Raw genomic sequence first — 22,811 nt, 5'->3', positions numbered from 1 at the left:
ACGGGAGGATTGATGGCCCGCCGCCTGCCCGCCGCCGTGCTGTCCGTGCTGTCGCTGCTCGCCCTCGCCTCCTGCACCGGCGGTGAGGGGCGGGAACAGCCGCAGGGCGCCGACGCCTCCACCCGGATCGTGGTGGCCAGCGGCCAGGACGTCACCGGCAAGAACGGCATACGCCGGCAGCTCATCGACGCCTGGAACACCAAGGAGGGCAGGCACGGCTACCAGGCCCGTCTGGTGGAACTGCCCGGTTCCGCCGACCAGCAGCGCAGCCAGCTGCTCGGCGCCCTCCAGTCCGGCAGCGCCGACTACGACGTGGTGAACCTCGACGTGACCTGGATCCCCGAGTTCGCCGAGTCCGGCATGATCCGCCCGCTGACGGACGCGGCCGTGGAAGCTCCCAGGGACCTCATCCCCTCCGTGGACAGCACCTCCCACTGGGACGGCGAGCGGTACGCGGTCCCCTTCAACAGCGATACGGGTCTGCTCTACTACCGCAAGGACCACCTGCAAAAGGCCGGTGCCTCCCGGACCGAGCTCAGCGACGGCGTCACCTGGGACGAACTGCGGAATCTGATCGACGCCGTCGACCCCGAGGACGGGAACGCGGGGTGGACCACCCAGCTCGCCGCGTACGAGGGCCGGACCGTCAACGCGATCGAGGCGTTCGCCTCGGCCGTACCGGACTTCGACCTGACCGACCGCGACGGCGAGTACGTCGCGACCGAGCAGCAGTTGACGGCGGGCGTGAGCGAACTGCGCGAGCGTACGGCGAAGCCCTACACGCTCAAGGAGGCCTCCCAGTCCCGCGAGGCCGAGTCGCTGAGCGCCTTCGCGGAGGGCCGCACCACCTTCCTGCGGCACTGGCCGTACGTCTATCCCACCCTCTACGAGACCTTCAAGGGCAAGCTCGGTGTGACCCGGCTGCCCGGCAAGGCGGTGCTCGGCGGCCAGAATCTCGCCGTCACCTCGTCCATGTCCGGGCAACGGGCCGCGAAGGCCGAGGAACTCATCGCGTTCCTGACCGACCCGGACAGCGAACGCTGCCTGCTGCGCGCCGGGTTCGCCGCGACCCGCGCCTCCGCCTACCAGGACCCCGGCACCGCCCCCGACTGCCGGCACGCCCCCGCGTACGCCGAGTCGCCCTCGGCGTCCCCCACCGGCGAGAGCACGGTCCGCACGCCCCCCGACCGGTTCACCGACGGCACCAGCTACTCACGCGACATCCTGTACCCGGCCCTCCGCGAGGCCGTGCACCGACCGGTCACGCCGCTGTACGGCGCGGTGAACCGCACGCTCATCACCGAACTCGACGCGTTGTACGACCCTCCGCCGGGCGCGGGGCAAAGTCCGCCGAGTGACGCGGAGATAGCGAAAAGCCTTGACGAGGCGTTGAGGGAAGTTTTACCCGGTTGAATCTCCTCCCAATGATGTTCACAACTCCTCCATTGCTTACGTGTGTCCCCGTGGGTAGCCTCAATTTCGCACTGACCATGCAATTGAAGTAAACGGGGAACGGGGATGGACTTCGTGAGCGTACGAAGCAAGGGAATTTCTTCCGTCATAGCCTTCGCCATGACCGGCGCGCTGTGTGCCGCCGGAGCGCAGACGGCACAAGCGGCTCCGGCCCAGCCGGAACTTCGCGCCGGAGCGGACGAGATCTGCGCGGTCCTGGGGATCGGCAGCGGCGCGGGGGGCCTCACCAAGGCCCTGGCCAAGGGTGCCTCGTGGGTCGGGATCGGCGCCAGCATCGGGTGCTACGCCTACACGAAGGCGAAGGAGGCCACCCCCGCGGAGAAGCGAGCGGCCATGATCAAGTCCTACAAGAAGTACCAGGCCATGAGCGACATCAAGAAGCTCGACGCACTCGGCTACTACTGCCGCAAGAAGAACACCGGCGGTGGCGGCGGAACGGATGTCGCTCCCACCAACCCGACCGTGAAGGTGGGGTACCGCGACATCAGGATGAAGGGTGTGACCTACAAGTGCACGGCGACCGGGGACTGACCGGCCGCCGCGGCCCGGGCCATGGAGAACGCCTGCTGTTCTCCGTAGCCCTGGTCGTGGTGAGCCTGTTGTGGTTCACACGGGACATGGCCGTGTGGGCGACGGTGATGTGCGGCGTCGGAGCGGCGGCAGGGGCTCTCGGGATTTTCTATTTCGGTTGGCGCTTTATCCGTGATTCTCGCGCCCGCGAGAATTCCCGCTAGTCGCGCTGTTCTTTCTCCGGCTTCACATCACATTCGAACCACACGGTTTTTCCGGGCCGGTCGGGCAGTGGATCCCACCCCCACCGGTCCGTGACCGCGTCGACGATCAGCACGCCGCGTCCGCCCTCGGCGAGTTCGTCCACGGCCGGGGACACCGGCGGTCGCGGGCAGGTGTCCGTCACCTCCACACGCACCCCACGCCCGTCCGGCCACCGCGTCATCAGCACCGCGGCGCGCCGGTCGGGCGTGTGGCGTACGACGTTGGCGACGAGTTCGGTGAGAGCGAGGCCGGCCGGGTCGCAGAGTTCGGCCATCTCCCAGGCGTTGAGATACACCCTGAGGATCCGGCGCAGATGCCGCGCGCTGTGCTCACCCAGGGTGAAGTCGGTGCCGTACCGGGAACCCGGGGAGCCAAGTCCTGGCCAGGGCTGATGGGTTGCGTGATCCATACCTCCAGGTTGGAGTCGAGTGACTACGCTCGGCAACGGACCGAAATGAACGCCGCGCCGCGTTCTGACCTGGGGGTGACCACTCTATGCCCAACATCCGCCGCCTCGACCCCACCGCCTCACCGCTGGACTACTTCGGCTCCGAACTCCGCCGCTACCGCGAGAGCGCGGGGCTCTCCCAGAAGGAGCTCGGCGACTGCATCTTCTGCACGGGCTCCCTTGTCGGCCAGATCGAGACAGCCCACAAGGTCCCGACCAGGGAGTTCGCGGAGCGGGCGGATGCGGCACTGATGACGGACGGGTGCTTTTCGAGGCTCGTGGGGTTGGTGTTGCGGAGCCAGTTGCCGACGTGGTTCCAACAGTTCGCGGAGTTGGAAGCGCGGGCGTCGTACATCTCCACGTATCAGTGCCAGTTGGTGTACGGGCTTCTTCAGACGGAGGCATACGCGCGGGCCGTTCTCGGTATCGACCAGACGGACAAGCTGGACGACATGGTGGCGGCCCGCATGGAGCGCCAGCACGCCCTGGGGCGTGATCGGCCCCCGGTGCTGTGGACGGTGCTGGACGAGGCTGCCCTGTACCGGCAGATCGGCGGCCGCGAGGTCATGCGAGACCAACTCGACCATCTGTTGGGCCTCTTCGGGCAACCGTGGACCCATCTCCAGATCCTGCCGTTCTTGGCCGGCCAGCATGCGGGGATGATGGGCTCGTTCACGCTCCTCCGGTTCGATGACGACCCGGAAATCCACTACAGCGAGAGCTACGACCAGGGCCATATGACGGCCAATCCTGACGTAATCAGGGAGCGTTCGGTCGGTTACGCTCGCCTTCAGGCCGACGCCCTCTCGGAGAGGGAATCGGCGGCCCTGATCGCTCGCGTGATGGAGGAACGCTATGGGGAGCAGCCTGGATCTGACGCGCGCGCAATGGCGTAGGTCGTCGTACAGCGGGAGCAGCGGCGGCGAGTGCGTGGAGGTCGCCGACCTCGGGCCCGGCGTCGGTGTTCGTGACTCCAAGAACCCCGAGGCCGGCATGCTCACCGTCTCTCCGGAGGTCTACTCCGCCTTCGTCGCGGCGTCGAAGACGCGCAGCGTGTAGACGTCGCTGTCGTTCTCCGAGATCGCGAACAGCCTGCTCGCGTCCGGTGCCCAGGCGAGGCCCGCCGGTGCCAGGAGGCCGGAGTCGTCGCCGGAGAGCTCGTACTGCCGCACCGGTGTCGAGACGCCCTGCTCGAAGACGTGCACGTCCGGGTCGTGCGAGGAGTCCGTGCCCGCCGCGACGTCGCCGTTCGGGGCGATGTCCACCGCGTTCGGGTAGGTGTTGGTGTCGTACCTGCCGTTCGCGGACAGGTCCGTGACCTTGTAGACCGCCTGGTAGTACGGGGCGCCGCTGGCCGTGACGACGTCCTGGCCGTCCGGGGTGACCGCGAGATCCTGGAGGTTGCCGCCGCCGGTGGCGCCCGGGTCGAAGGCGTACGCCGTACGGCTCGCCGTGCCGGAGGAGACGTCGTACACGGCGAGTTCGACCGGGCTCTGCCCCGGCGCGCCCGCGACGAGCGTGCCCGGGGCGCTCGCGGAGGCGTCCAGGATCGGGGCCTCGTAGAAGGTGCGGTGCGTGTCCTGGCCCAGGGTGACGCCCGGGTCGGTGGCGCTCGGGTCGAGCGAGCCGACGTTGCCGTCGCCGGAGGAGCCGTAGCTGAACCACAGCTTGCCGCCGGCCAGGGCGACGTGGGCCGGGCCGGCGCCCGCGCCCGTGGAGTAGCGGCGGGACTCGGTCGCGGTCGCCGTGTCGATCGCCACGACGGCGTCGGCGTCGTGCACGGCCGCGTACAGGGTTCCGGAGTCGGGCGACAGCTCCAGGCCGCGGACGCCGGGCAGCGAGCCCACGGTGCCGACGACCGTGCCCGCGTAGTCCGTGACGACGACCTGGCCGGCCGTCGGATCGCTGACGAAGACGCGCTGGTGGACCCCGTCGACGACCATGTCGCCGGTCGACTTCAGGGGCAGGATCGCGCTGGAGTCCGCTGCCGCCGCCGACCCGGCGCATAAGAGGACCGCGAGCGCCGTCGCGACCGTGAGAGTACGTCTGTGCACGGTATTCGAACCTCCCGGAACGAAAGAAGTGATCAGCCCGCGCAGGCTAGAACACCCCACTGACAGACGTGGGCCGGGAAGCAGGACGGTGGCGCGAAAGTGCCGTGCGAGAGGTGAGTGCGGTGGGACGTCAGCGGGCGTCGGCGACGGTCCGCTGGTCCTGCCGGGGTTCGTCCGCTCTCGCCGGCCCCGCGTTCGCCGCGAGCAGCAGTGTCGCGACGGCGATGACGGCCGCGGTGAGGCCTCTGGTGTAGCGCTCGGCGGTGCGTGTGCGGCTCAGCACGGCGACCTCGCAACGGGGGCGGTGGCTACGGTGGCGGCGTATTAAGCATGTTCGACAAATCGGCTTAACACTCCGTTTAACCTAGGGGCTGTTCAGGGCGAACGGCAAGAGGGTCAGGGGGAGTTGGCGTGGGGGAGCGTGATGATCCGGGGACGATCGGGCGCCGGGTGCAGCGGTTGCGTGTCGAACGGGGAATGACACAGCGGCAATTGGCGGAACCTGTGTACACGCCCGCATATGTCTCCACTCTGGAGTCGGGCCGGGTGCGGCCCTCCGACGACGCTCTGCGGCATCTCGCCGAGCGGCTGGGCGTCGCCTTCGACGAGCTGGCCACCGGGCGTTCGGCGCGGCTCGTGACCGAGCTGCGGCTGCGGCTGACCGAGGCCCAGCGGACCTTCGCCGTCGGCGAGGCCGAGGCGGCGGCGGTGGCGGAGCAGTACGCCGGGCTGCTCGCGGAGGCCGAGACGCACGGGCTGGCCGCGGAACAGGCCGCCGCGTTGCTCGGGCTCGGCGAGTGTGCGGTGGAGACGGGCGAGCTGGTGGCCGGGCGGCAGTACTTCGAGCGGGCCGAGGCCTGTCTCGCCGGGGCTCCGCTGCCCGCCCGGGTACCGGCCCTGCGCGGCCGGGCCGTCGCGCACTATCTCGCCGGTGAGCTGCGGTACGCCGTCTATCTGCTGGAGTCCGCCCTCGACGAGCTGAACCGCGGCGGACTGCACGATCCAGACGCCCTGCTGCTGCTCTACGCCAGCGCCATCGGGCCCTATATGGACATGGGCGCGCATGCCCGCGCCGCGCAGGCGGCCGAGTTCGCGCTCGCGCTCGCCCCGCAGTCCGGCGATCCGGCCCTGGTCGCCCGTATGCACCGGTCCGTCGCCCGCACCCTGGTCGCCGAGGGCCGCCTCGCCGAGGCCGACGCCTCGCTGGCCAAGGCCGCCGAGCTGTACCGGGGCCTGCAGATCCGCACCGAACTCGCCAACTGCCACTGGATGCGCGGCTATGTGTACGCCCAGGACGGGCAACTCGAGCGGGCGGAGGGTGAGTTGAGGGAGGCCCTCGGCATGCTGTCGGCCAAGCGTGCCGCCCTCTACAGCAGCCAGGTCGCCGTCGAACTGGCCGATGTGCTCCATCGGCGCGGCAAGTCCGACGAGGCCGCCGCCCTGCTGCACGGGGTCCTCGACGACCTGTCCTCCGAGCGTGGCGCCGTCCACTCCGCCGCCGCGCACCGGCTGCTCGGCATCATCGCCGAGGACTCCCGCCGGGCCGAGGACGCCGAGGAGCACTATGTCCGGGCCTTGAGCCTGCTGGAGCGGGCCGGTGCGGCCGGTGACCTGGCCGACCTGTGCCGTCTGCTGGGCGATCTGCTGCGGCGGACCGGGCGGGTGGAGGCGGCGCTGGACGCGTACCGGACCGGGCTCGGTCACCGTACGGCCCCCGGTACGACCACCCTCGGACCCGCGCCCGCCCAGCCTCCGCTCTGAGGAGCCCCCACCCCGCCCAGCCTCCGCTGTGAGGAGCCCCCACCTCGCACAGCCTCCGCTGTGAGGAAACACGGACTTCGCACAGTCGTGCGGGTTAGCCTCCTTCCGGGATGTGAGCGACCGGGGCGGGGCACGTGGCGAATCAGCGGACTGTGGTCTATGGGCTACAGGTGGGCCTGCGCGCCCTCGTGTACACCGTCCTCGGCGGCGCCGCGCTGATCGCCATCGTGACGGTGGCGTCCGTGCTCGGGCCCCTGCTCGCCCTCGATCTCTACACCCCGCCGGTCGCGGCCTGGTGGACGGTGTTCACCGCGATCGCCGTCCAGGGCGTGCCCTTCCTGCTGCTGGGCACGGTCGTGTCGGCGGCCATCGGCGCGTTCGTGCCCGAGCGGGTGTTCCAGCGGCTGCTGCCCCGCCGTACGGCGCTCGCCGTGCCGGTCGCGGGGGCGGCGGGGGTGGTACTGCCCGGCTGTGAGTGCGCGTCCGTGCCGGTGGCGGGCAGCCTGATGCGGCGGGGCGTCGCCCCGGCCGCCGCGCTCGCCTTCCTGCTGTCGGCGCCCGCGATCAACCCCGTCGTGCTGGTGGCGACCTCGATCGCCTTCCCCGGGCAGCCGGAGATGGTCCTCGGGCGGCTGGTCGCCTCGCTCACCACGGCCGTGGTGATGGGCTGGCTGTGGGCGCGGTTCGGGCGGGAGGAGTGGCTGCGGCCGCCGAAGCGGAGTGGCGGTGGTCATGCGCCGGGCAGCGGTCCGCGCGCCTTCGTCTCCGGGCTCCAGCACGACTTCCTGCACGCGGGCGGTTTCCTGGTGCTCGGGGCGGCGGCCGCGGCGACCTTCAACATCGTCGTGCCGAGGTCGCTGCTGGAGGTGTTCACGGGGTCGGCCTGGCTGTCGGTGCTGCTGCTCGCCGTGCTGGCGGTCGTGCTGTGCGTGTGCAGTGAGGCCGACGCGTTCGTGGCGGCGTCGCTGAGCGGCTTCTCGCCCACCGCGCGGCTGGCCTTCATGGTGGTCGGGCCGATGGTGGACCTGAAGCTGATCGCCCTCCAGACGGGCACGTTCGGGCGGGCGTTCGCGGTGCGGTTCTCGTCCGTGACGTGGGTGGTGGCCGTGGCGAGCAGCGTGCTGGTGGGGTGGTGGCTGCTGTGAGGCGTTACGGACCGGCCGTGCTGCTCGCCCTCGTCGGCGCGGCGATCCTGCGGGTGTCGCTCTTCAGCGAGCTGTACCTGCGGTACGTCCAGGCGGGGTTGCGGCCGTATCTGGTGGTGTCGGGGGTCGCGCTCGTGCTGCTCGGTGCGGTGGTGGGGGTGGTGACGCGGACCGCGGGAGAGCAGGGCGAGGAGCTGTCCGAGGAGTGCGGCGGCCATGAGGAGCACGGCGGCCATGAGGAGCACGGCGGCCATGAGGAGTGCGGCGGCCATGAGGAGTGCGGCGGTCACGAGGAGTGCGGCGGTCACGAGGAGCACGGCGGGCATGCCCACGGCCCCGCCGGGCCCCGAGTCGCATGGCTCCTCGCGCTGCCCGCCCTGGCCCTGCTGCTGTTCCCGCCGCCCGCCCTCGGTTCCTACAGCGCGGAGCGCGAGGCGGCTCAGCGAGCGGCCCAGGGCGTCGGCGGCTTCCCCGCGCTGCCGGCCGGGAACCCCGTCGACCTCACCCTCGGAGAGTTCGGCTCCCGGGCGGTCTACGACAGCAGCCGCTCGCTGAAGGGCCGCACGGTCCGGCTCACCGGCTTCGTCACCCGCGACGGCGACGGCGACGGCGCCTGGTACGTCACCCGACTCCTCGTCTCCTGCTGCGCCGCCGACGCCACGACCGGCAAGGCCGAGGTGCGCGGCGCCGACGCCCCGCCCGTCGACACCTGGGTCACGGTCACCGGCACCTGGCATCCCAGAGGCGAGCTGGGCACGGACTCCGCCTGGCCGCCGGTCCTCGACGTCACCTCCGTACGGCGGGTGACGCAGCCGGACAACCCGTACGAGAAGCGCTGAGCGGGTGTTTCGCCCTATCTGTGCCGGGTAGTCGGGGCACCATTCCGGGAGGTCGATTCCGGGAGGTCCGGGAGGACTTCGGAGCGTGCGGGTGCCGGCCGCCGGGGTGATCGAAGGAGGAGGCGATTGTCGTGCGGTCCAGGGACGACCCCGGCGGCGATCCCGACCCTCGTCGCACCGGTGGTGACCTGGACCTGGACGGGATCCACGCCGCCGACGTGATCGCCAAGGGGGTGCGCGGTGCCGAGCCCGGTGAGGTTCCGGGGCGGCTGTGCGAGGTCGCGGTCGAGCTGCTGCCGGTGGCCGGCGCGAGCGTGTCGCTGCGCAGCGACGGCATGCCCGTGCAGCTCAGTGCCAGCAACGCGCGCGCCGCGCATCTGGCGCAGCTCCAGGCGACGCTGGGCGACGGCCCCTGCCGGAGCGCTGTGGAGACCGGCGCGCCCGTGCTCGCCTGCGACCTGGCGGCGGGCCGCGACGCCGGACGCTGGCCGGTCTTCGCCCAGGAGGCGACGGCGGCCGGGGTGCGCGCGGTGTACGCGGTGCCGCTGGGCAGCGAGGCGGTGTACGTGGGCACCCTCGACCTGTACCGCGACAGCCCGGGCGGGCTCACCGTCCGCCAGCTGCGGGTGGCCCGGCTCGTGGCCGGTGTCATGACGGCGGCCCTGACGGCGCTGGCGCGCGGGGACGAGCCCGAGGCGCGGGACGGGGAGGCCTGGCTGAGCGGGCTGGCCGCGGACCACGACGAGGTCTACCAGGCCGTCGGCATGATCATGGCGCAGCTCGGCGTAGGCGCGGACGACGCGCTCGCGCGGCTGCGGGCGGACGCCTTCGCGCGCGGGCGCACCGCTCTCGACGTGGCACGCGACGTGCTGGCCCACCGCACGCGCTTCGAACGGGACTGAGACCCCAGGGACCGGCCAGGGACCGGCCAGGGAGCGACCAAGGACCGGCCGGTGACCGGTGACCGGACGGTGGACCGACCAGTGGACCGGTGGACCGGCCGGTGGACCGGCCGGTGAGCCGGTCAGATCTGCGCCCGGCCCTGCTTCCGGAGATCGGTCAGCCGCTGCACTCCGAGCTGCACGGTCTGCTGCGTGACCTCCGCGTGCACCTCGTCCAGGCCGGCGTTGGTGACGGTGATGGCCTCCTCGCCGACGCGCGCGGCGGCGAGATCCATGGTCAGGTACGTCAGCTCCCCCTCCTCCGTCTCGCCGGCCAGCGTCACCCGCAGCGCCTGGCGGGCGTCGCCCACCGGAGGCAGCGGCATCTTGCTGACCTCGACGGTCTGGACGCCGCCGCGTGTGGTCGCGGCCGCGAACTGGCCGCACAGGCGCGGCAGCGACTTCATCCAGCCGAGGGCGCGGTCGACGTCCGCCGGGCGGTGGGCGGCGACCTGGTAGCGCAACTGGGCGTCGGTGTCGGCGTCGTCGAGCGCGGACACCGCGTGCGCGCCCTTCGGGGTGCCGAAGAGGTCCTCGGCGTAGAGGGCGTCGAGCAGCCGCTGGCAGTCCCGCTTCTCCGTGGTCGCCTTGAGCAGCCCGTCCCGCCAGGTCCTGGCACCTCGGGTCGGCCCCCACGGCTCGCCCAGGTCGGCCTCGGTGATCAGCGCCGCCTGGACCAGGGCCTCGGTGAGCACGGCCCCGGAGCCCGCGGGCTGCTCGCCGGCGGGCGAGACGGCCGTGGCGGGGGCGGAGGCCGAGAACCACCGGGGCCGCGGCTCCTCCACGGAACAGGCGGCCGTGGCCAGCAGTCCGGTCACGGACAGCGCGGAGGCGAGGAGGGCACGGACGGTGGCCGGAAGGTGCGTCATCGGGGGGCCTCCTGCACGGGGCTGATGCGGAGGCGCCTTCTGGCGGGCGGGCTCTCCGAGATCGGGTCTCTGCTCTACGGCTACGGCACCACCGCGACGGTCGGCACACCAGTGCGACGGGCTGTTCGGGTGAGGACGGGTGGTGCTGGTGCCGGGCCGGGGGCGCCGGGGCGGAAAATCCGTCGCCCGGGCACCGGCGCCCTGTTACCGTCACGCCCATGCAGCGCGCCCAGCCGTTCCCGTCTCTCACGACGACGCCGGAGAGTGTCCCGGCGCGCTGACAGCTGACCCAGATGTCCGAAGCCCCGGGGCGAGTGCCCCGGGGCTTCGTCGCGCGGTGCTCGCCCCGGATCCCGAAGACCCCGAAGACCCCGAAGATCCCGAGGGAGACCACCATGCACGACCACCGCCGCCTCGGCCGCGAACTGGACCTCTTCGACACCGACCCGCTGATGGGCGCGGGGCTGCCCTACTGGCTGCCCGACGGGGCGATCGTGCGGCACACCCTGGAGGAGTACATCCGGGACGCGGAGCGGCGGGCCGGCTACCGGCACGTGTACTCGCCCGCCCTCGGCAAACGCGAGCTGTACGAGATCTCCGGCCACTGGGACCACTACGGCGACGACATGTTCCCGCCGATGGAGCTGGGCGCGGAACAGGTCCTGCTGCGCCCCAGCCTCTGCCCCCACCACGCCCTCATCTACCGTTCCCGCTCCCACAGTTACCGAGAACTCCCCCTCCGCATGGCCGAGTTGGGCGGCATGTACCGCTCGGAGCTGTCCGGCGTCCTCGGCGGGCTGACCCGGGTGCGGGCCATCACCCTCAACGACGCGCACATCTTCTGCACCCTGGAGCAGGCCGTCGAGGAGGCGCGGGCCGCGCTGGAGCTGATCGGCCGTGCCTACGAGGATCTGGGCATCCGCGCCTCCCGCCACCGTCTCTCGCTGCCCGGCGAGGGCGGCAAGTACGTGGCCGATCCGGAGCTGTGGCGGCGGGCCACCGCCCTGCTCCGGGAGGTCCTGGACGGCTCCGGCGTCCCCTACGAGGCCGCCGAGGGCGAGGCGGCGTTCTACGGCCCCAAGATCGACGTGCAGATCACCGACCCGGCGGGCCGCGAGTCCACCCTGTCCACCGTCCAGATCGACTTCCACCAGCCCGAGCGCTTCGATCTGCACTACATCGGCGCGGACGGGGCGAAGCACCGCCCGGTCATGGTGCACCGCAGCATCATCGGCAGCGTGGAACGCGCGGTGGCGCACCTCCTGGAGACCCACGGGGGCGCGTTCCCGGCGTGGCTGGCGCCGGTGCAGCTGGTCGTCCTGCCGGTCGCGGAGGAGCAGGCGGACGCCGCCCACGCCCTCGCCCGCCGGGCCCGCGAACTCGGTCTGCGCGCCGAGGTGGCGGGCCCCGAGCAGGGCACCCTCGGCGCTCGTGTCCGGGCGGCCCGGCTGGTCCCGTACCAGGCGGTGATCGGTCAGCGGGAGGCAGCGGCGGACCTCGTGGCCCCGCGCCTGCGGGACGGACGCCGGCCTCCCGCCCTCCCCGCCGCCGAACTGCCGCGGCGGATCGCCGAGCGGGTGGCCGCCCGCGGCACCGAGCTGTGGGACCGGTCGTAGGAGGGCGGGCTCAGAACGACCAACGCGTATGGGAGTAGACGCCGTTGTCCCGCCCGAAGCCGTACGCCGTGTCCGGGGCGACCGCGTACACGATGTCGTCGCCGCTGCGGAACGCGTCCCCGATGCCGTGGAACGTGCCCTCGGGGGAGGTGATGTGCGGCCCGTACTGCTCCTCGTACGCCGCGATCACCTCCTCCAGCAGCGCCGGGTCGGTGACCGGCCGCGCCCTGCCCTCGACCACCAGGTCGAAGCCCTCGGTGAGGGAGTTCGCCCCGGTGGTCAGCGCGCAGTGCGCGTCCCGCGCGAGGTTCTTCGCCTTCTGCTCCTGGCGGCCGGTGGAGAAGTACAGCACCCCTTGGTGCCAGGCGGCGATGACGGGCGTGACGTGCAGCCTGCCGTCGGGCCGGACCGTGGACACCCAGAAGATCTCGGCGGCCCCCAGCCGCCGCTGCGCCTCGTCCCACTCGGTGGCGGTGACGCCCGAGGCACCCGGGCGGGGGTTGAGCGCGGAGCTGTAACGGGGGTCGAGCTCGGTGGTGGGCTGCTGCGCGGGACCCGGTGCCGGCATGGCGTCTCTCCTGTCGTCCTCTGCTGTCTCTGCCGCTTCGGCTGCATCTGCTGCTTCAGCTGTCGTCTTCCCTGCGGTCTCCCTACGTCCTTCCCGTGTGCGCCCCGGCGTCGGTTCGCCCGTTCGAGGGGCGCGTAGGGTCGCTGGTACGGAGCCCAGCCCGGGACCAGTGGAAGGAGCCCTCGCCGTGACGGACGGTCAGCCCATCCCGGTGATCATCGACTGTGACACCGGCGTCGACGACGCCCTAGCCCTGCTGTTCGCCGTACGGCACCCGGCGCTCGACGTGCGCGCGATCACCTGCGTGGCCGGGAACACGGACGTGGACGGGGTCGTCCGCAACACGCTGACCGTGCTGGAGGTGGCCGGTGCCGGGGACATTCCCGTGGCCCGGGGTGCCGAGCGGCCGCTGATCGAGCCGGTGCGGACGGCGCGGCATGTGCACGGGCAGGACGGCATGGGGGATCTGGGACTGCCCGCGCCGACCCGGGTGCCGGTCGACGTGGACGCGGTGACGCTGCTGCGCCGCGAGATCCTCGCCTCGCCGCGACCGGTCACGCTCATCCCCACCGCGCCCCTGACGAACATCGCGCTGCTGCTGCGGACGCACCCCGAGGTGACCCGCAACATCGAGCGGATCGTGTTCATGGGCGGCGCGGTGGCGACCGGGAACGCCACGCCGGTCGCGGAGTTCAACGTGTGGCACGACCCGGAGGCCGCCGCGGTCCTGCTCACCGCGGGGGTGCCGATCACGATGTACGGCTTGGACGTGTTCAAGCGGGTCCTGGTGCCCGCCGGGGAGGTGCAGCGGCTGCGCACCAGCGCGGAACCGAGTCTGCGGCTGGCCGGCGAGCTGCTCGCCCACCGCGACCCTGCCACCTCCGGTGACCCCACCCCCATGGGCGGCCTCGGCGACGCGGGCGCGATCTGCGCGGTCGTCGACCCGAAGGGCATCACCACCGAGGCCCTTCCCGTCGAGGTCGTCCTCGCCCCGGGTCCCTCCCGCGGCCAGACGATCGTCGACCGCCGTCCGCGCCCCGGCGAGTCCGAGATCCACGAGGGCGTGCGCGAACAGCCCCTGGTGGACGTGGCGTTGGATGTGGACGTGGAGCGGTACGTCAACCTGTACCTGGAGACGCTGTAGAGCGGGAAGCCATAGAAGAATCGATTGACTTTCGATCGATACCGATCGAGAATCGATAAATGAATGGCTTCCTCATCGTCGCACTCCGGGCCGGTGTCGCCTTCGCCGTCCTGGTCGGGCTCTTCGGGCAGTTCGTGGTCATACCGACGACCGCGGCCGACGAGGTCGACCGGTTCCCGCCCTACGCCCCGTTCGCCACGCCCTACTCGGCCGTGGCGATCGCGGGGGTCGTCTGTGTGCAGGTCGCGCTCGTCGCCGTGTGGATGCTGCTCACGATGGTGCAGCGGGACGCGATCTTCACGCCGCGGGCCTTCCGCTGGGTCGACGTCATCATCGGCGCCTCGGTCGTGGCGACCGTCCTGGCGCTCGGGGTCGCCGGTCATCTGGCCGTCGCCGAGATCCCCTCTCCCGACGACGGCATGGACGTCGAGAGCGCCCTGGCCGCCGCGACGGCGGGTGTCGCCGTGGGGGCGGCGTTCGCGATGCTGATGGTCGTCATGCGGAGTCTGCTGCGCAAGGCGACCAGTCTGCAGAGCGAGATGGCAGAGGTCGTCTGACGACGAACCCCGCCCTGCCGCAGGCTTGGAGGGGTGACGGCAGGGCGGGGAGCGGGGGCCTGGCTCAGGTGCGGGAGCCCTGGCTCAGGCGCGTGGGGGTCGTCCGGCTCAGGCGCCGGAGGCGTTGCGCTTGGCCGTGCGGCGGCGGGTGACGACCATCATGGCCGCGCCGCCCGCCAGCAGGGCCGCCGCGCCGAAGGCGATCGGGCCGGTGCTGCTGTTCGCGCCGGTCTCGGCGAGGTCGCCGCCACCGCCGTTCGGCTTGGGGGCGGTGGGCGTCGACTCGGAGGCGGACGGGGTGGGCGTGTCCGTGTCGGAGGACGGCGGGGTCGAGGGCTCCGCGGGCTCGGACGGGGACGCCGGGGGCGTCGACTGCTCGGCCGGCGGCTCCGAGGGGCTCGCGGGCGGGCTGGACGGGGGCTGGGTCTCCGCCGGCGGGGGCGTCTTCGTGCAGTCCTCCGTGCCGCCGTTCCAGGCCGCGATCAGCTTGTCCTTGATGACCGGGCGGTCCGGGCCCTTGGGCAGCTCGCCGTGTTCGAAGCCGTCCTTCGCGTCCAGCTCGCCGTCGAACTTCACCGCGCCCCGGTAGAGGTCGATCTGCCCGAAGCAGCCCTTGTCCGGGATGGCGATGTCGAGCGATTCGGTGGCGCCCGGCTTGACCGTCACCGTGTCGAAGTCGACGAACACCTGCTCGCCCGAGGTGCCGAAGGTCGCGCCGTGGGCGAGGTAGGAGGCGAGGGAGGCGGTGCAGGTCGCCGCGTCACCGGCGGTGCGGACCTTGATGTGGACCTTGCCGTCGTCGGTGGGCTTCAGGTTCTGGTCGTCGACCTTCACCGAGTCGTAGAAGTTCGTGCCGTCGAGCGAGAACTGGCAGCGGTCGGTGCCGGTCTCCGTCCCCGCGCCCGTCCCGGGCTTGTAGCTGCCGCCGGACGACCAGCCGTCGCCACCGGGCGTCCCGTGCGCGAACGCGGTGGTGGCGGAGGCGGCGCAGAGGGCGAGGGTCGCGGCGCCCGTCCCCAGCAGGCGTCGCGCGATGACACGTCTCGCTATGGACATGCGATCCCATTTCTTGGCGTATGCCGGAACCCGGGTGACGGCAGCAGGGCAGCACGCGGCGGCCGGCCGTACCGGGGTGAGTGGTCTGAGAAACACTGGGCTCATTGGTCACATGCGCCACGGTGCGACCTCATCGTGGCGGCGCCGCAGCACGCTGTCAACCTGCGGGTATGTAAAGGGAGTTACTCCCTCATCACACTTTCATCACAGCGGGAATGGATCACTCCGACCATCCCGATGTTTCCTTTTTCCGGCATTCTGGACAGATTCAATGCTGTCGCCCGTATGCCCTGCGAAGGAGACCGCGTGACCGATCGCTCCACTCTCGACCTGTCGTCCCGGGATCCCGACTGGTGGCGGCAGGCCGTCGTCTACCAGGTCTATCCCCGCAGCTTCGCCGACGCCGACGGCGACGGACTCGGAGACCTGCGCGGCATCACCCGCCGCCTCGGCCATCTCGCCGCACTGGGCGTGGACGCCCTGTGGCTCAGCCCCTTCTACCCGTCCGAGCTCGCCGACGGCGGCTACGACGTCGCCGACCCCCGGGACGTCGACCCGCGCCTGGGCACCCTCGACGACTTCGGCGCCCTGGTCGCCGAGGCCCATCGCCTCGGTCTGAAGGTCATCGTCGACATCGTGCCCAACCACTCCTCGCACCGGCACGTGTGGTTCCAGGAGGCCCTCGCCGCCGGGCCCGGCTCGGCGGCCCGCGACCGCTACGTCTTCCGCGACGGCCGCGGTGAGCACGGCGAACTCCCGCCCAGCGACTGGCAGTCCGTCTTCGGCGGCAGCGCCTGGAAGCGCGTCCCCGACGGGCAGTGGTACCTGCACCTGTTCGCCCCCGAGCAGCCCGACCTCAACTGGGAGAACCAGGAGGTCCGCGCCGACTACCGCACCACCCTGCGCTTCTGGTCCGACCGCGGGGTCGACGGCTTCCGTATCGACGTCGCCCACGCCCTCGTCAAGGACCTGAGCGAACCCCTGCGCGACCTCGGCGCGCACGCGGCGGGTGGCGAGGAGGCGCTCACCGGACTGCCGCCCGGCACGCACCCCCTCTACGACCGTGACGACGTGCACGAGATCTACCGCGACTGGCGCAAGATCCTCGACGCCTACCGTCCGCCGCGGATGGCCGTCGCCGAGGCGTGGGTGCCGGGGGCCCGGCGTGCGCTGTACGCCCGTCCGGACGAGCTGGGCCAGGCCTTCAACTTCGAGTACCTGGAGGCCGGCTGGGACGCCGAAGAGCTGCGGCAGGTCATCTCCGACTCGCTCGAGACCGCCCGGGCCGCCGGGGCCTCGGCCACCTGGGTGCTCTCCAACCACGACGTCGTGCGCCACGCGTCCCGGCTGATGCTGCCGCCCGGCACCGACCTCAACGCCTGGCTCCTGTCCGGCGGTCACGCCCCGGCCGTCGACGAGGCGGCCGGGCTGCGCCGGGCTCGGGCGGCCACCCTGCTGATGCTGGCGCTGCCCGGCTCGGCGTACGTCTACCAGGGCGAGGAACTCGGGCTGCCCGAGGTCGCCGGCCTGCCCACGGAGGTGCTCCAGGATCCGATCTGGGAGCAGACGGGGCATGTCCGCAAGGGGCGCGACGGCTGCCGGGTGCCGTTGCCGTGGACGGCGGACGGGCCGTCGTACGGCTTCGGGCCGGGGGGTGCGTGGCTGCCGCAGCCGGAGGGGTTCGCCGCGTATGCCGTCTCGGCGCAGGACGGGGTGGAGGGTTCCACCCTGGAGCTGTACCGGAGGGCGCTGCGTCTGCGTCGCAAGTTGCTCGCCGGTGAGGAGCTGACGTGGGCGGTGGACGCGCCGGACGGTGTGCTGCGGTTCGACCGGAGTGAGGGGTGGCGGTGTGTGGCCAATCTGTCGGGTGCTGGGGTGCCGTTGCCGGCGGGTGAGGTGCTGCTGAGCAGTGCGCCGCTTGAGGACGGTGGGTGGCTCGGGCCGGACACGACGGTGTGGCTCGGCCGCTGAGCGCTCCGCTGGGTGGGGCCGGGGTGGGTCGTGGTTCGTCTGCGGCTGCGTTGTGGCTGGTCGCGCAGTTCCCCGCGCCCCTTTGGGGGTGGTCCCGTTGTGGTTTGGCTGCGGCTGTGTTGTGGCTGGTTGCGCAGTTCCCCGCGCCCCTTGGGGTGCGGGGCTACCCGTGCGGCCCAGCAGCGGGTGCCGGCTGTGGGAACGGTCGCGAGAATCGTCGGCGGAGTGTCTTCGACAGCCCGTGTGCCGGACAGGAGCCTCGCCCGCGATGACCAGCTACAGGAAGACCGCAGCCGTGGCGACGGCCGTCGTCCTGGGGGTGCTCGTGGTGCCGGGGCCGACCGCGGTCGCCGAGGGCGGTGTCCTGTGGGGTGTGGCCGTCATTCCGCCCGGGCGGGAGGGCATTGTCGAGGTTGCGGGTTATCAGGGGGCGGGTGCCGCGTTGACGTTGGTTGCGCCGCGGGGGGTTCGAGTGACGGGTGTGCCGTTGGGTGCGTCCGGGTACCGCGGGGCGGTCGCGGCGGACGGTCGTAGCGGGACGTACACCGTCACCGGTGACGCGGCGGGGCAGGCGTGGCGGGGGCGTAGCTTTCCCTTCGTGCTGGCGGTGCCCGCGGACGCCGTGCCCGGCACGCGGCTGCGGGGCTGTGAACTGCGGGTCACCGACGCGCGCGGGGTGCGGCGGGCAGCCGGCCGGTGTGCGGTCACCGTGGGCCTGGCCGGGCCGACGCTGACCCGTCCGCTGTCCGGCGTACCGCTGCCCGCCCGGCCGGAGATCGCCGGCAAGGCGCACCCGGGCGCCAAGGTCACCGTCCGTGACAAGGACGAACGAGAGGCCTGCGCGACCACCGCCGCCCGCGACGGCACCTGGGCGTGCACCCCGGCCCCGGCCCTTCCGGGGGGCGCCAACCGGCTCCAGGCGGTCGCCACCCTGAACGGGGTGAGCGCGATGAGCGAGCAGATCGACATCGCGGTGCGGGAGTCCGGCGCGGGTCAGTAGCGCACGGCCCGGGCCACCTCGGCCCGGACGTCGCCGGACACGTCGTGCGTACCGCGGGCGGTGGCCGTGGCGGAGTGGCCCGCCTGCACGTTGTCCACCGTGACGATGACCGTGTCCACCAGCCCGCCCCCGGCGTCGGTGAAGTTCACCTGGACCGCGAAGGACCGGGCCGAGTCGTCGGTGTTGCGCACGGTGACCTCGGCACGCGCCCGGCCGTCGGAGCCGACGGTGGGTGTGCCGACCTTCGCGTCGCCCTTGACGTCGATGCCGTCCTGGATGTCGTCCAGCCGGCGCTGGGCCTCCGCCGTGGCCGACTCGACCGCCTCGGAGGCCCCCGAGGCGATCGACCCGACCGCCGACTCCGCCTTGCTCGCGGTGTCCGTGGGGCTGTCGTAGCCGCCGTTGCAGCCGGTGAGCGCGGCGGCCAGGGCGAGCGCCAGCGCCGCCCCGCCCGTCGCCCAGCGCGTCCGATGGCGGGCGGTCATGTCACGTACGTCCGAGGCCGCCGCCGCCGAAGGACCCGCTCGATCCGGGCGACCAACGGCGCGGTTTCTGGTCCTTGCCCGTCCTGGTGCTCGCGTGGTGGAGCTCATGGGGCAGGAGCCGCTTGCCGTCCGGCGTCATGATCGGCACGTCGTCGGGCTCCCGCCGCTCGCGCATCTCGTGGACCGGCCCGCCGTCCGGGACATGTGGCTGTTCCTCCGGACCGGGGTGATGGGTGTCCTTGTCCATGACCCGCATCCCGACCCGAACGCCCCAGATCAGCGCGCAGGCCACGATCAGCCCGCAGACGAAGGCGATGGTCACGGCGATCGCGTGATCCGACGACGCCGCCAGCAGTTCATACGTGGCCGTTTTCATACTCCGAGTATCGCCGACGGATTGCCATAAAGCGCCCGGAATGTCCGTCGGCAAATAGCTGGGCAACCTCTGCGCCTCCGGTGACGACCTGACGGTGATACCCCGTCCCCCACACGAGGGAGATCACCATGCGCAGACAGCTCGCGCGCCTGATCACCGTGCTCGCCGTGTTAGCCGCGGTCTTCGCCACCCCCGGCATGGCGAACGGCAAGGCGCAGGCCGCCGACGAGTGGAGCCCGCCCGCGAACCTCGTCCAGCCCCTGAACGAGGTCTGGCGGCACGTCGAGACGACCTACCCGAACCTGTACGGCTTCCGGAACTACGGCTGGGACCAGGTCATGGCCAACCGGGGCAGCGTCAACTACTGCGTCCGCTGGGAGTCCGACGCCCCGGTCAGCGCCGCCCTGCGCGACCGGATCCACGCGGCACTGAAGAAGCAGTTCGGCAAGTGGATGGCGGCCATGACCGAGAACGGCAAGGGGCACAACGCCTGGCCGTACACCAACGTCCCGGTCAACATCGTCGGCTGGGCGGTGAAGAACCGCTCCACCCTCCAGTGGACCGACAACTCCGTGGACATCTACGCCGGCAACCTCGACGGCGGCGGCGCCCCGCAGTGCGCCCCGGACTGCGGCCGCTTCTTCCACCAGGACGGCAACTACTCGAAGTGTCCCGGCGGGGCCGCCCGCCACTACGACCAGTCGCTGTGGCTGACCAAGGGCTTCGGCGGCGGCGCGGGCGGCGACTGGGGCCAGCGCATGGGCCAGGAGTACTTCACCGGCGCCCTGAACCAGGAGAACATCCACATCTACCTGCACGAGGTCGGCCACACCTTCGGCCTCGACGACTTCTACGACTGGTCGCCGACCGGCCAGTGCTGCTTCCTGATGAAGGCGGGCAGCGCCACGCAGATCACCGAGTTCGACAAGTGGATGGCGCGTGACTTCTGGCGCCATCTGAAGAACCGCTACGGTCTCTGACCGGAACCCGGCGGGTGGTGCGGGCGGCCCCGGCCCTCGCACCGCCCCGCGGCGTACGGTGGAGGAACCGGGGGTATGCCGCAACCGGTGGCTGAACGGTCTCCTGGCCCCGATACCCGCCGTTCCCCCGTTCGCAGCAGGAGCCCCGATGACCTCCGCCTCCTCGTCCCCGCCGCCGCTCCCCGCACCGCGGGACGTCCGGCTGCGGCTCGCCGAGCCGTCGCGTTTCGGCCGTACGGCACGCCGGATCGACGGGGCGTGGTGGCCCCGCACGGACGACCTGGCGCAGGAGCTGACCGGACTGCTGGGTGTGCTGCCGCGCGCCTGGGGGCGGATCAGCAGCGTCCTGGTCCACGGGGACACCTGGCAGGACTGCCCGGAGCGGATGGTCGTCGCCGGGTGCACGGTGCACGTGGGTCGCACCGACTCGCCCACCGCCCCTCCCACCGTCTGTCTGCTCGCGCTCGGCCGGGGCCGCTACGACCTGCTGGTGGTGCCGCCCGCGACGGCCCGGGCGGAGGCGGACCTGCTCATGGAGCGGGCCGTCACGCAGGGCGCGTGAGGCCGGGTCGCGTGACGCCCGGACCCGCCGCTCAGTGCGCGAGCAGTACCAGAGCGAGGGCGATCAGCGCCGGGACGGTCTGCACGAAGAGGATCTTCCGGCTGGCGGTGGCCGCGCCGTAGGCGCCCGCGACCGCCACGCACACCAGGAAGAACACCGAGACCTGGAAGCCCACCGGGTCGGACGCCACCGCGCCCCACAGCAGGCCCGCCGCGAGGAAGCCGTTGTACAGGCCCTGGTTGGCGGCCAGGGCCTTCGTCTCCGCCGCGAACTCGGCGGTGGTGCCGAAGGCGGCGCGGGCCCGTGGAGTGGTCCACAGGAACATCTCCAGCACCAGGATGTAGGCGTGGAGGGCGGCGAGAGCCAGCACCGCGAGGGTGGCGAGGGTCGACATGCACGCATCATCCCAGGCGCGATCCGGAGTCCTCGCCCCGCCGTCCTCGTCCCTCGCCGTGCCCCGCTCCGCCGTCCTCGCCTGGGCCCCTCACTCCGCCGTCCCCCGCCCCGCCGTCCTCGCCCCTCGCCGTGCCCCGCCCCGCCGTCCTCGTTCGGGTCTCCCCGGGAGGCGGCGGGCGGGGGCGGGTGGCAGATTGCGGGCAGTGGAAGGCCGGTCCGGGCCGACGCGTCCCCGCGTGTGCCGCTCGGGAGCCCGGCCCGGCTTTCCGCCTTCCCGCCCGACCGGGTGTCAGTAGCCGACGCGGAACGTCGCGTCGGCGCGGTCCGTGGCCGTGGAGACGGGGTCGACGCGCAGGGCGTAGCCGGAGTGGCGGATGTAGCGCGTCGGGTTGTTGTACGAGCGGAACGACGCCCAGCCGGCGTCCGCGAGCCCGGCGACCTTGTGGAAGGTGGCGTCCCCGGCGAACGTCGAGGTGCCGTCGTTGACGTCGAGCCGCAGCGCGTAGTCGTAGTGCCGCAGATACCGCTCCGGGTAGTTGACCGACTGGAAGGACACGCCTGACGCGTCGGCGAGGCCGGGGACGAGCTTCCACTGGGAGTCGGTGTACGGGTCGAAGGGGTAGGGGTCGATGCGGCCCGCGAAACCGGCGTGACGGACGTAGCGGTCCGGGTGGTTGTACGACTTCAGCCGGTTCCAGGCCGGGGCTCCCCAGCGCGCGAGGAGGTTGTCGTACTGCGTGCCCGTGAGCGGCGCGATGCTGCCGTGCTTGGAGTTCACCGGCTGGGTGTAGCGGCGCTGGTCGGCCGGCGTCCAGGTGCCGGAGGCCAGGTCGGTGGTCTGCCAGGCGTAGAAGACACCGTTGGGCGTGTAGGTGTCGCCCCAGAGGTACCAGGTGCCGGTCTGCTGCGACCGTACGAGGATCGGCGCCTCGGTGCCGCCGTGGGCCACCGGCGTGCTGAAGACCTGCCAGCTGCCCGGGGCGAGGGTCGCGGACCGGGCGCCGACCAGGGTCTGCTTCGAACTGTCCTTGAAGTACATGTAGTTCGTGCCGCCGACGCCGAGGGCGAAGCTGCCGTCGATCACGTCGTAGCCGGGGTCGAAGAAGACCTGCGGGGCGGACACCGTACGGAAGTCGGTCGTGTAGTTGACCATCAGCACGTTGTGGCCGCTGCCGTTGACCGACGAGTAGACGATCCCGTACTGCCCGCGCGAGGCGTCCCAGAAGGCCTCCGGGGCCCAGCTGTGGGTGGTCATGTCGTGCAGCTTCAGCAGGCGGTAGCCGGTGAGGGAGCGCAGGTCGGCGGAGTCCCAGACGTGGATGTACTGGCTGTTGCGGCTCCAGTCGGTGCCCTTGATGTCGGTGGCCAGTACGGCGAACGTGCCGTCCTGCTTGCGCAGCACGAACGGGTCGCGCAGGCCGCCGGCGCCCTGGGTGGGCGTGACCACCGGCCTGTTCTGGTTCAGCGGTGTCCACTCCAGGCCGTCGAGGCTGACGGCGAGATGCAGGCCGTAGTCGGTGCCGATCCCGTTCGGGGACTCGGTGAAGGAGGCCATCACGTACGCGGGCCCCGTCGCCGCCTGGGCCCCACCGGCGCCCAGGGCCAGGTCGGTAGTGAGGGCGAGCGGCACGGTCGCGGCCATGCCGAGGACATGGCGGCGGGAGGGTCTGCGGGGGATGGAGGTCATGGGGGCTCGGCCTTCCGTCGGGGGGTACGGAGTGCAGCGGGTCGGCTCGCGGCTCGTTCGAAATCGCGAACCAAGTTCGGCAATTCGGCCAGACGGTAGGGCTGGGGGC

24 protein-coding genes and 1 pseudogene are annotated in these 22,811 nt (G+C 71.9%); 15 read left to right on the top strand and 10 right to left on the bottom strand.

Annotation, left to right across the window (positions count from 1 at the left end; all coding sequences use genetic code 11):
• Nucleotides 1-12: 12 nt before the first annotated feature.
• Nucleotides 13-1,413, top strand: a complete 1,401-nt coding sequence (locus ACIBK5_RS23065) for an extracellular solute-binding protein (RefSeq protein ID WP_399021937.1) — start codon at nt 13-15, stop codon at nt 1,411-1,413.
• Nucleotides 1,414-1,518: 105 nt separating this feature from the next.
• The gene (locus tag ACIBK5_RS23060) at nt 1,519-2,004 is read left to right on the top strand and encodes a hypothetical protein (protein WP_399021935.1); all 486 of its coding nucleotides are present in this window, start codon (nt 1,519-1,521) and stop codon (nt 2,002-2,004) included.
• 199 nt (nt 2,005-2,203) lie between these two features.
• Here the strand turns inward: ACIBK5_RS23060 and ACIBK5_RS23055 are convergent, their stop codons facing one another.
• Entirely contained in the window at nt 2,204-2,656 is a 453-nt protein-coding gene (locus ACIBK5_RS23055; protein WP_399021933.1) for an ATP-binding protein, read from the bottom strand.
• An 86-nt stretch (nt 2,657-2,742) separates the two neighbouring features.
• On the opposite strand from ACIBK5_RS23055, the gene ACIBK5_RS23050 reads away from it, so the two are divergent.
• Nucleotides 2,743-3,591, top strand: coding sequence for a Scr1 family TA system antitoxin-like transcriptional regulator (locus ACIBK5_RS23050; protein WP_399021932.1), 849 nt, complete (start codon nt 2,743-2,745; stop codon nt 3,589-3,591).
• On the top strand, nt 3,551-3,754 hold the full coding sequence (locus tag ACIBK5_RS23045) for a DUF397 domain-containing protein (protein ID WP_399021930.1): 204 nt from the start codon (nt 3,551-3,553) through the stop codon (nt 3,752-3,754). Before ACIBK5_RS23050 ends, ACIBK5_RS23045 begins: the two co-directional genes overlap by 41 nt.
• On the opposite strand, the pseudogene ACIBK5_RS23040 reads toward ACIBK5_RS23045, so the two are convergent.
• A pseudogene (locus ACIBK5_RS23040) lies at nt 3,718-4,749 on the bottom strand (YncE family protein); the annotation flags it as partial. The gene ACIBK5_RS23045 and the pseudogene ACIBK5_RS23040 sit on opposite strands and share 37 nt — an antisense overlap.
• A gap of 130 nt (nt 4,750-4,879) precedes the next feature.
• Nucleotides 4,880-5,032 carry a hypothetical protein gene (locus tag ACIBK5_RS23035; RefSeq protein ID WP_391113877.1) on the bottom strand — a complete coding sequence of 51 codons (153 nt, stop codon included), beginning with the start codon at nt 5,030-5,032 and terminating at the stop codon, nt 4,880-4,882.
• 128 nt (nt 5,033-5,160) lie between these two features.
• Between ACIBK5_RS23035 and ACIBK5_RS23030 the strand changes: the two genes are divergently transcribed.
• The 4 genes from ACIBK5_RS23030 (at nt 5,161) to ACIBK5_RS23015 (ending at nt 9,396) form a co-directional block, all read left to right on the top strand.
• Entirely contained in the window at nt 5,161-6,510 is a 1,350-nt protein-coding gene (locus ACIBK5_RS23030) for a helix-turn-helix domain-containing protein (RefSeq protein ID WP_399021928.1), read from the top strand.
• 134 nt (nt 6,511-6,644) lie between these two features.
• Nucleotides 6,645-7,655, top strand: a complete 1,011-nt coding sequence (locus tag ACIBK5_RS23025; protein ID WP_399021926.1) for a permease — start codon at nt 6,645-6,647, stop codon at nt 7,653-7,655.
• Nucleotides 7,652-8,494: a TIGR03943 family putative permease subunit gene (locus tag ACIBK5_RS23020; RefSeq protein ID WP_399022441.1), complete on the top strand. Its 843-nt coding sequence runs from the start codon at nt 7,652-7,654 to the stop codon at nt 8,492-8,494. Before ACIBK5_RS23025 ends, ACIBK5_RS23020 begins: the two co-directional genes overlap by 4 nt.
• 125 nt (nt 8,495-8,619) lie before the next feature.
• Entirely contained in the window at nt 8,620-9,396 is a 777-nt protein-coding gene (locus tag ACIBK5_RS23015; protein WP_399022439.1) for a GAF and ANTAR domain-containing protein, read from the top strand.
• A 122-nt stretch (nt 9,397-9,518) separates the two neighbouring features.
• Here the strand turns inward: ACIBK5_RS23015 and ACIBK5_RS23010 are convergent, their stop codons facing one another.
• Nucleotides 9,519-10,304 (bottom strand): hypothetical protein, encoded by a 786-nt coding sequence (locus ACIBK5_RS23010; protein ID WP_399021924.1) that lies wholly within the window; start codon nt 10,302-10,304, stop codon nt 9,519-9,521.
• Nucleotides 10,305-10,699: 395 nt separating this feature from the next.
• On the opposite strand from ACIBK5_RS23010, the gene thrS reads away from it, so the two are divergent.
• Nucleotides 10,700-11,920 (top strand): threonine--tRNA ligase, encoded by a 1,221-nt coding sequence (thrS, locus tag ACIBK5_RS23005; protein WP_399021921.1) that lies wholly within the window; start codon nt 10,700-10,702, stop codon nt 11,918-11,920.
• 10 nt (nt 11,921-11,930) lie between these two features.
• Here thrS and ACIBK5_RS23000 read toward each other — a convergent pair whose 3' ends face one another.
• Nucleotides 11,931-12,488 (bottom strand): pyridoxamine 5'-phosphate oxidase family protein, encoded by a 558-nt coding sequence (locus ACIBK5_RS23000; RefSeq protein WP_399021919.1) that lies wholly within the window; start codon nt 12,486-12,488, stop codon nt 11,931-11,933.
• Nucleotides 12,489-12,675: 187 nt separating this feature from the next.
• Between ACIBK5_RS23000 and ACIBK5_RS22995 the strand changes: the two genes are divergently transcribed.
• Both ACIBK5_RS22995 and ACIBK5_RS22990 read left to right on the top strand, forming a co-directional pair.
• Complete coding sequence (locus ACIBK5_RS22995) at nt 12,676-13,632, top strand: nucleoside hydrolase (RefSeq protein ID WP_399021918.1); 957 nt, start codon at nt 12,676-12,678, stop codon at nt 13,630-13,632.
• Nucleotides 13,633-13,691: 59 nt separating this feature from the next.
• On the top strand, nt 13,692-14,189 hold the full coding sequence (locus ACIBK5_RS22990; protein WP_399021916.1) for a DUF2975 domain-containing protein: 498 nt from the start codon (nt 13,692-13,694) through the stop codon (nt 14,187-14,189).
• Nucleotides 14,190-14,297: 108 nt separating this feature from the next.
• Here the strand turns inward: ACIBK5_RS22990 and ACIBK5_RS22985 are convergent, their stop codons facing one another.
• The gene (locus ACIBK5_RS22985; RefSeq protein ID WP_399021914.1) at nt 14,298-15,245 is read right to left on the bottom strand and encodes an LAETG motif-containing sortase-dependent surface protein; all 948 of its coding nucleotides are present in this window, start codon (nt 15,243-15,245) and stop codon (nt 14,298-14,300) included.
• A gap of 306 nt (nt 15,246-15,551) precedes the next feature.
• Here ACIBK5_RS22985 and ACIBK5_RS22980 point away from each other — a divergent pair, with 306 nt between their 5' ends.
• Together ACIBK5_RS22980 and ACIBK5_RS22975 are read left to right on the top strand one after the other, a co-directional pair.
• Nucleotides 15,552-17,216: an alpha-amylase family glycosyl hydrolase gene (locus ACIBK5_RS22980; protein WP_399021912.1), complete on the top strand. Its 1,665-nt coding sequence runs from the start codon at nt 15,552-15,554 to the stop codon at nt 17,214-17,216.
• A 268-nt stretch (nt 17,217-17,484) separates the two neighbouring features.
• Nucleotides 17,485-18,216 (top strand): carboxypeptidase regulatory-like domain-containing protein, encoded by a 732-nt coding sequence (locus ACIBK5_RS22975; RefSeq protein WP_399021910.1) that lies wholly within the window; start codon nt 17,485-17,487, stop codon nt 18,214-18,216.
• Here ACIBK5_RS22975 and ACIBK5_RS22970 read toward each other — a convergent pair.
• Nucleotides 18,210-18,701 (bottom strand): hypothetical protein, encoded by a 492-nt coding sequence (locus ACIBK5_RS22970; protein ID WP_399021908.1) that lies wholly within the window; start codon nt 18,699-18,701, stop codon nt 18,210-18,212. The two genes, ACIBK5_RS22975 and ACIBK5_RS22970, sit on opposite strands and share 7 nt — an antisense overlap.
• A gap of 1 nt (nt 18,702) precedes the next feature.
• Nucleotides 18,703-19,077 carry a DUF6479 family protein gene (locus tag ACIBK5_RS22965; protein WP_399021906.1) on the bottom strand — a complete coding sequence of 125 codons (375 nt, stop codon included), beginning with the start codon at nt 19,075-19,077 and terminating at the stop codon, nt 18,703-18,705.
• 128 nt (nt 19,078-19,205) lie between these two features.
• On the opposite strand from ACIBK5_RS22965, the gene ACIBK5_RS22960 reads away from it, so the two are divergent.
• Nucleotides 19,206-20,057, top strand: a complete 852-nt coding sequence (locus ACIBK5_RS22960) for a hypothetical protein (protein ID WP_399021904.1) — start codon at nt 19,206-19,208, stop codon at nt 20,055-20,057.
• A gap of 148 nt (nt 20,058-20,205) precedes the next feature.
• Nucleotides 20,206-20,619, top strand: coding sequence for a DUF5994 family protein (locus ACIBK5_RS22955; protein ID WP_399021902.1), 414 nt, complete (start codon nt 20,206-20,208; stop codon nt 20,617-20,619).
• Nucleotides 20,620-20,650: 31 nt separating this feature from the next.
• Here ACIBK5_RS22955 and ACIBK5_RS22950 read toward each other — a convergent pair whose 3' ends face one another.
• Both ACIBK5_RS22950 and ACIBK5_RS22945 read right to left on the bottom strand, forming a co-directional pair.
• On the bottom strand, nt 20,651-21,013 hold the full coding sequence (locus ACIBK5_RS22950; protein ID WP_399021900.1) for a DUF1304 domain-containing protein: 363 nt from the start codon (nt 21,011-21,013) through the stop codon (nt 20,651-20,653).
• Between the two features lie 291 nt (nt 21,014-21,304).
• Nucleotides 21,305-22,702: a glycoside hydrolase family 43 protein gene (locus ACIBK5_RS22945; protein ID WP_399021898.1), complete on the bottom strand. Its 1,398-nt coding sequence runs from the start codon at nt 22,700-22,702 to the stop codon at nt 21,305-21,307.
• Nucleotides 22,703-22,811 lie beyond the last annotated feature (109 nt).

It is taken from the genome of Streptomyces sp. NPDC050546, assembly GCF_044457425.1.
GTDB lineage: Bacteria > Actinomycetota > Actinomycetes > Streptomycetales > Streptomycetaceae > Streptomyces.
The sequence above is the reverse complement of the archived record's forward strand: the minus strand, read 5'-3'. Positions and strand labels throughout refer to the sequence as shown.

Excerpts from the sequence above, each read along its gene's own strand:
- ACIBK5_RS23065 (WP_399021937.1), top strand. The coding sequence starts at position 13 with ATGGCCCGCCGCCTGCCCGCCGCCGTGCTGTCCGTGCTGTCGCTGCTC.
- ACIBK5_RS23060 (WP_399021935.1), top strand. The coding sequence starts at position 1,519 with ATGGACTTCGTGAGCGTACGAAGCAAGGGAATTTCTTCCGTCATAGCC.
- ACIBK5_RS23055 (WP_399021933.1), bottom strand. The coding sequence starts at position 2,656 with ATGGATCACGCAACCCATCAGCCCTGGCCAGGACTTGGCTCCCCGGGT.
- ACIBK5_RS23050 (WP_399021932.1), top strand. The coding sequence starts at position 2,743 with ATGCCCAACATCCGCCGCCTCGACCCCACCGCCTCACCGCTGGACTAC.
- ACIBK5_RS23045 (WP_399021930.1), top strand. The coding sequence starts at position 3,551 with ATGGGGAGCAGCCTGGATCTGACGCGCGCGCAATGGCGTAGGTCGTCG.
- ACIBK5_RS23010 (WP_399021924.1), bottom strand. The coding sequence starts at position 10,304 with ATGACGCACCTTCCGGCCACCGTCCGTGCCCTCCTCGCCTCCGCGCTG.
- thrS (WP_399021921.1), top strand. The coding sequence starts at position 10,700 with ATGCACGACCACCGCCGCCTCGGCCGCGAACTGGACCTCTTCGACACC.
- ACIBK5_RS23000 (WP_399021919.1), bottom strand. The coding sequence starts at position 12,488 with ATGCCGGCACCGGGTCCCGCGCAGCAGCCCACCACCGAGCTCGACCCC.
- ACIBK5_RS22990 (WP_399021916.1), top strand. The coding sequence starts at position 13,692 with ATGAATGGCTTCCTCATCGTCGCACTCCGGGCCGGTGTCGCCTTCGCC.
- ACIBK5_RS22985 (WP_399021914.1), bottom strand. The coding sequence starts at position 15,245 with ATGTCCATAGCGAGACGTGTCATCGCGCGACGCCTGCTGGGGACGGGC.
- ACIBK5_RS22975 (WP_399021910.1), top strand. The coding sequence starts at position 17,485 with ATGACCAGCTACAGGAAGACCGCAGCCGTGGCGACGGCCGTCGTCCTG.
- ACIBK5_RS22970 (WP_399021908.1), bottom strand. The coding sequence starts at position 18,701 with ATGACCGCCCGCCATCGGACGCGCTGGGCGACGGGCGGGGCGGCGCTG.
- ACIBK5_RS22965 (WP_399021906.1), bottom strand. The coding sequence starts at position 19,077 with ATGAAAACGGCCACGTATGAACTGCTGGCGGCGTCGTCGGATCACGCG.
- ACIBK5_RS22960 (WP_399021904.1), top strand. The coding sequence starts at position 19,206 with ATGCGCAGACAGCTCGCGCGCCTGATCACCGTGCTCGCCGTGTTAGCC.
- ACIBK5_RS22955 (WP_399021902.1), top strand. The coding sequence starts at position 20,206 with ATGACCTCCGCCTCCTCGTCCCCGCCGCCGCTCCCCGCACCGCGGGAC.
- ACIBK5_RS22950 (WP_399021900.1), bottom strand. The coding sequence starts at position 21,013 with ATGTCGACCCTCGCCACCCTCGCGGTGCTGGCTCTCGCCGCCCTCCAC.
- ACIBK5_RS22945 (WP_399021898.1), bottom strand. The coding sequence starts at position 22,702 with ATGACCTCCATCCCCCGCAGACCCTCCCGCCGCCATGTCCTCGGCATG.